6 protein-coding genes are annotated in these 6,000 nt (G+C 75.2%); 3 read left to right on the plus strand and 3 right to left on the minus strand.

Features of this window, described 5'->3' with window-relative positions:
• Window positions 1-38 precede the first annotated feature (38 nt).
• Window positions 39-524 carry a PH domain-containing protein gene (locus ACK586_RS20480; RefSeq protein WP_409332356.1) on the minus strand — a complete coding sequence of 162 codons (486 nt, stop codon included), beginning with the start codon at window positions 522-524 and terminating at the stop codon, window positions 39-41.
• 39 nt (window positions 525-563) lie between these two features.
• Here ACK586_RS20480 and ACK586_RS20485 point away from each other — a divergent pair, with 39 nt between their 5' ends.
• Both ACK586_RS20485 and ACK586_RS20490 read left to right on the plus strand, forming a co-directional pair.
• A complete protein-coding gene (locus ACK586_RS20485) occupies window positions 564-1,625 on the plus strand; it encodes an MBL fold metallo-hydrolase (protein WP_409332357.1) in 1,062 nt (353 codons plus the stop codon).
• A gap of 117 nt (window positions 1,626-1,742) precedes the next feature.
• Window positions 1,743-2,861, plus strand: a complete 1,119-nt coding sequence (locus tag ACK586_RS20490) for a uroporphyrinogen-III synthase (RefSeq protein WP_409332358.1) — start codon at window positions 1,743-1,745, stop codon at window positions 2,859-2,861.
• On the opposite strand, the gene ACK586_RS20495 is transcribed toward ACK586_RS20490, so the two are convergent.
• Together ACK586_RS20495 and ACK586_RS20500 are read right to left on the minus strand one after the other, a co-directional pair.
• Window positions 2,833-3,426 carry a GNAT family N-acetyltransferase gene (locus ACK586_RS20495; protein WP_409332359.1) on the minus strand — a complete coding sequence of 198 codons (594 nt, stop codon included), beginning with the start codon at window positions 3,424-3,426 and terminating at the stop codon, window positions 2,833-2,835. The two genes, ACK586_RS20490 and ACK586_RS20495, sit on opposite strands and share 29 nt — an antisense overlap.
• Window positions 3,427-3,492: 66 nt before the next feature.
• Complete coding sequence (locus ACK586_RS20500) at window positions 3,493-4,887, minus strand: MFS transporter (RefSeq protein ID WP_409332360.1); 1,395 nt, start codon at window positions 4,885-4,887, stop codon at window positions 3,493-3,495.
• Between the two features lie 185 nt (window positions 4,888-5,072).
• Between ACK586_RS20500 and ACK586_RS20505 the strand changes: the two genes are divergently transcribed.
• Window positions 5,073-5,885 carry a hypothetical protein gene (locus ACK586_RS20505; RefSeq protein WP_409332361.1) on the plus strand — a complete coding sequence of 271 codons (813 nt, stop codon included), beginning with the start codon at window positions 5,073-5,075 and terminating at the stop codon, window positions 5,883-5,885.
• The last annotated feature ends 115 nt before the right edge of the window (window positions 5,886-6,000 follow it).

The raw sequence follows: 6,000 nt of genomic DNA on the forward strand, positions 1-6,000 counted from the left end.
CCCGAGCTCACGAGGGATGAGGAGGACGGGGTCCTCCGTCAGTCGTCGTAGAGGAGCGGCAGCGGGGCGGGCTCGGCGGCCTTCGCCCGGTCCAGCAGCGCGCGCAGTCCCTCGACGGCCCGGACGGCGTACTCCTTGTCGGCGGCCTGGACGGCCAGCATGGAGATCTCGTCGCCGTTGACGAGCAGCAGGCTCGCCCACGAGGAGTGCCGGTCGAAGCGCACGGCCCGCACCGCGGCCCACGGCAGCTCGTGGCGGACGAAGAGGTTGCGCACGCGGACCCCGGACGCGTCGGCGTCCACCCGCGAGCGGCCCAGGGTCAGGGTCCCGGCCCCCAGGCAGACCCCGATGCCGATCATCGCCACCTGGTCGGCCCAGCCGAACTCCACGACCCCCGTCGAGGAGCTGGGCAGCAGCAGCCCGACGGTGGTCATGGCGGCGACCAGGACCGCCGCCCCGAGTGCGCACACCATGCGCAGGCGGCGCGGGACGGCGGAGACGGCGGCAGGGGCTCCCGGGGTCACGGCACCATCCTCCCAGCCGCGGGCTGGCAGGGTGCGGGCGTGGACAGCGACGTCGAGATCACCGGGACCGTCCAGCGCGAGGCGTGGCTGGCCCGCCGGACCCCGCCGGTCGAGCAGCTGCGCACGGACCTGTGGTCGATCCCGGTGCCGATGCCGGACAACCCGCTGCGGTACGTGACCGCCTACGCCTTCGCACTGGACGGCGGCGGGCTGGGACTGGTCGACACCGGCTGGGACTCCGACGACGCGTGGACGTCGCTGCGGGCGGGCCTGAGCGCGATCGGCGGCGACGTCACCGACGTGCGCGGCGTCCTGGTCACGCACATGCACGGGGACCACAACGGCCTGTCCGGCCGGGTCCGCGAGGCCTCGGGTGCCTGGGTGGCGATGCACCCGGCCGACGCGGCGCTCGTGCGCGGGATGCTCGACCGCGGCGTCGAGGAGTTCATCCGGGACCAGACGGCGTTCATGGTGTCCCTCGGCGCCGACGAGGAGACCGCGGCCGCCGACGCGCCGGCGCCCGAGCGGTTGTCCGGGCTGCGCCGGCAGGCCGTCCCCGACGTGCTGCTGGAGGACGGCGACCTGGCCGACTTCCCCGGCTGGTCGCTGCGCGCCGTCCACACGCCCGGGCACACCCCCGGCCACCTGTGCTTCAACGAGCAGCGCACCGGCCTGTTCCTGTCCGGCGACCACGTGCTCCCCCGCATCAGCCCGAACATCTCGGCGGGCCGGCGGGGGGACGAGGACCCCCTGCGGGACTTCCTCGGGTCGCTCGACCTGGTCTCCGACCGGGAGCCGGTCGAGGTGCTGCCGGCGCACGAGTGGCGCTTCCGCGGGCTGGGGCTGCGCGCCCGGGAGCTCACCCGGCACCACGAGCACCGCCTGGCCGAGCTGCTCGACGCCATCCGCACGCACCCGCGCAGCACGCCGTGGCAGCTGGCGGGGTACCTGACCTGGTCGCGGCCGTGGGACCAGTACGCGAACGCGATGCGCATGTTCGCCGTGACCGAGACGGTCGCCCACCTGCGGCTGCTGGCCAGCCGGGGGCTCGTGGTCGGCAGCGACGACCCGGTGCAGACCTGGACCGTCGCGGTCCGCTGACCCGGCCGGGGCACGGGGTGATCCGCACCGCCCGGAGCGGGCTGCGGCGCGACACACGACCGTAATCCGGGTGGCGCACGATGGGCCGGCTGGAGCACCGGACCGGGGGGACGCGGGTTGACCGACACACAGCAGGCACCGGACGCCGTCCCGCCGCTGGCCGGGTACACGGTCGCGGTGACCGCGGCCCGCCGCAAGGAGGAACTGGGGGCCCTGCTCGACCGCCGTGGCGCACGGGTGCTCTACGCGCCCGCGATCCGCATCGTGCCGCTGGCCGACGACGCCGAGCTGGTGGCCGCCACCCGCGCCGTGCTCTCGGCGCCCGTCGACCTGGTCGTCGCGACCACCGGCGTCGGTTTCCGCGGCTGGTTGGAGGCCGCCGACGCCTGGGACCTGCCCCTGGTCGACCACCTGCGCGGCGCGCGGGTCCTGGCCCGGGGACCCAAGGCGCGCGGCGCCATCCGCGGCGCCGGGCTGATCGATGCGTGGTCGCCGGAATCGGAGTCCTCGGCGGAGGTGCTCGAGCACCTGCTCGTCGGGCGGGAGGGCCCCCTGGAGGGCCGCCGCATCGCCGTCCAGCTGCACGGGGACCCGCTGCCCGACCTCGTCGCCGGACTGCGCCGCACCGGGGCCGAGGTGCTGACCGTGCCGGTCTACCGCTGGGTCCTGCCCGACGACGTCGACCCGGTGCGCCGGCTGGTCGCCGCCGTCGTCGGCGGCGCCGTCGATGCGGTGACCTTCACCAGCGCCCCGGCCGCCGCGAGCGTGCTGCGCGTCGCCGGCGAGCTGGGGAAGCGCGAGGAGCTGATCACCGCGATGGAGGACCGGGTGATGGCCGTCGCCGTCGGCGGCGTGACCGCGGCCCCGCTGGAGGCCGCCGGCATCCCGACCTGCCGCCCGGAGCGGGCCCGGCTCGGCGCGCTGGCGCGCGAGGTGGTGTCCCGCCTGCCCGAGCGGGACCCGGTGCTGCAGCTGGCCGGGACGACGCTGCAGGTGCGCGGCACCGCGGTGGTGGTCGACGGCCGGCTCGTCGAGCTGGCCCCCGGCCCGATGGCGGTGCTGCGCGTGCTGGCCCGCCGGCCGGGCGTCGTCGTCCCCCGGTCCGACCTGGTGGGATGCCTGCCCGGCGGCGGGGACGGCCACGCCGTGGAGATGGCGGTGACCCGTCTGCGCGCGGGGCTGGGCCGCGGCGTCGTCGAGACCGTGGTCAAGCGCGGCTACCGCCTGCCGGCCTGAGGTCGAGCCGCACGAGGATGCGCGGGAAGCCGTTGATCCTGGAGTCGGTGTCGGCGACCTCGACGAAGCCGGCCCGTTCGAACAGGGCCCGGGTGCCGACGTAGGCCATCGTGACGTCGACCCTGGCTCCCTCGTTGTCGACCGGGTAGGCCTCCACCGCGGGCGCGCCGTGCGAGCGGGCGAACTCCACCGCTCCGCGGACCAGGGCGTGGCCGATCCCGGAGCCCCGGTGCCCGGGCCGCACCCGGATGCACCACAGCGACCACACGTCGAGGTCGTCCACGTGCGGGATCTTCCGGTTGCGGGCGAAGGAGGTGTCGAACCGCGGGTGCACCGCCGCCCAGCCCACGACCTCGTCCCCGTCGTGGGCCAGCACCCCCGGAGGGAGGTCCTCGGCGAGGAGTTGTCGCACCCGCTCCCCGCGCGCGGGGCCGGCGAGCGCGAGGTTCTCCTTCGACGGGATGCGGTAGGCCAGGCACCAGCACACCTTCGCGTCCGGCCGCTTGGGTCCGAGCACCGCCGCGACGTCGTCGAAGTCCCTCGCCGGCAGCACCTCGATCGCCATGTGGCGATCCTGCCCCGATCAGAGCCGCTCGAGTGCGTTTCCGCGCTCGAGCGGCTCCGCGACGGCTCACACGCCGGCCATCGGAGCGCCCCGGCGCAGGTACACGACCCAGGTGACCGCGACGCACACGGCGTAGAAGGCGATGAAGGCGATGTAGGCGCCGTCGCCGCTGCCGGACGAGAGGAAGGACTGGCGGAAGGCGAGGTTGACCAGCACCCCGCCGAAGGCGCCGACCGCGCCGGCGATGCCGATGAGCGCGCCGGACATCCGCAGCGCCCGCCGGTCGGCCGCAGTGGAGTCGCCGCCGGCCGCGACCGACAGCTGGGCCTGGGTGCGGAAGATCGCCGGGATCATCTTGTAGGTCGAGCCGTTGCCGACCCCGCTGAGCACGAACAGCAGCACGAAGCCGACGACGAACAGCGGCAGCGACCCCACCTGGCTGGCGGTCAGCACCACCGCGGCGCCGGCGGCCATCGCCACGAAGGTGCAGAAGGTGATCCGCGCGCCTCCGAACCGGTCGGCCAGCGAGCCGCCCAGCGGCCGGATCAGGCTGCCCAGCAGCGGGCCCAGCCAGGTCAGGTAGGCGGCCCTCAGCGGGGTGTCGAAATCGGCGGCGAACTGGTTCTGCAACACCTGGCCGAAGGCGAAGCCGAAGCCGATGAACGAGCCGAAGGTGCCGATGTACAGGAACGACATGATGTAGGTGTGCGGCTCGCGCAGGGCCTGGCGCATGGCCCGTGGCTGGTTGCGCGCGGTGGTGAGGTTGTCCATCAGCAACGCGGCGCCGACGGCGGCCGCGACGATCAGCGGGATGTAGACCCACAGGATGATCCGCGGGTGCTGGGCCCCCGCTGTGGCGAGCACCAGGAGTCCGAGGAGCTGGATGACCGGGACGCCGAGGTTGCCCCCGCCGGCGTTGAGGCCCAGTGCCCAGCCCTTGAGCCGGTCGGGGTAGAAGGCGTTGATGTTGGCCATCGAACTGGCGAAGTTGCCACCGCCCACGCCGGCCAGGCAGCTCACGACCAGCAGCGTCGAGTAGTCGACGCCGGGTTCCAGCACGATGGCGGTCGCGACGGTCGGGACGAGCAGCAGAGCGGCGGACACGATGGTCCAGTTGCGGCCGCCGAACTTCGCGACGGCGAAGGTGTAGGGCAGGCGCACGAAGGCGCCGAGCGCTGTCGGCAGCGTGGTGAGCAGGAACTTGCCGGCCGGGTCGATGCCGAAGACCGGCTCGGGCAGGAAGAGGACCAGCACCGACCACAGGCTCCAGATCGAGAAGCCGATGTGCTCGGAGAACACCGAGAAGAACAGGTTGCGGCGCGCGACGCGCTTGCCCGTGGACTCCCAGAACTCCGGGTCCTCGGGTCGCCAGTCCGCGATCCACCGCCCGCCCGCTGGTGGGGGCGACACCGGCGGGGCGGCGGTCGCTGAAGCGTCGGTGGGGCGGGTGGGGGCAGCCATGGGGGAACGGTGACGGCATCCGGTTCCCCGCCCGTTGCCACACGGATGACCGTGTGTTCCGTTTCCCTCACCGCGCCGGCGCAGCTCTCGTGAGGCGGTGGCGACGACAGCGAGCCTGCCTCGCGGTGGTGAGCCCGCCGCCGCAGCCGGGTGCGTCCGCCGCGCCGCGCCGCGATGATCACCGGGTGAGGAACACCCTGGACGGCTCGGCGACCGACGACGCCACCCCCGACGGCCGCACGCTGGTCGAGACCGGCGAGCCCGTGGCCGGATCGATGAGCCGGTCGGCGGCCGGCCTGCTGTTCGACCCGCCCGGCGCCCGGGTCCGCGTCGACGAGCGCCTGGCCGCCTGCCTGCGCCGCGTGGCGACCGACAGCGCCCTGCTGCCCGTGCCGAGGGAGCGGGTGCGGGCCGGCGCCGCGCTGGCCTTCGCCGTCGAGCTGACCGTGACCCGGGTGTCGGCGGGACGGCCCGTCCGAGCGGACGGATTCCTGGCCCCGGACGTCGGCGGCCGCGCGCCGGCCGACGAGCTCGCCGAGGCCGCGGTCCTCGCCGCCCGGCAGACGCCCGAGGAGTGGCGGGTCCGACACCTGGGCTACCTGCTGGCGGAGACGGCCGTGTCCCCCGACCTCGACCCCGGCGTGGTCCACCGCGGGCTGCGGCTGACCGGCGAGCTCACCGGCCGGCAGCTCGTCGTCCTCGCCGCGGTGGGCCGCCGGGAGCGGACACCGCTGCCGATGGCGCCGCTGCCGGCCGACCCGCGGGACTGGGCGGCGTGGGGCGCGCTCGAGGACGTGACCGACCTGCAGCGGCGCGGCCTGCTGGACCCGCCGCCCGCCGCGCCGCGACCGGGCGGAGCCGCGCTCCCGCGGCTGCGGATGGCCGATCTGCGGCTGACCCGGCGCGGCGTCCTGGTGCACCGGCTGCTCGCGCTCGACTTCGTCCGCGACGCGGCGGTCACCGCCGTCCTGGGCGCGCTGGACCTCCCCCGTTCCTGAGCTCGCGCGATCGGGCATGACGGAGCGGGGGGGGCCCCCCCGGCCCCCCGCCCCCCCCGCCCCCCCCGTCCAGAGTCCGACTACCAGCCAGTCGTCGTCGTGGGGGTGGTCGGCC

It is taken from the genome of Trujillonella humicola (assembly GCF_046233715.1).
Taxonomy (GTDB): domain Bacteria; phylum Actinomycetota; class Actinomycetes; order Mycobacteriales; family Geodermatophilaceae; genus Trujillonella; species Trujillonella humicola.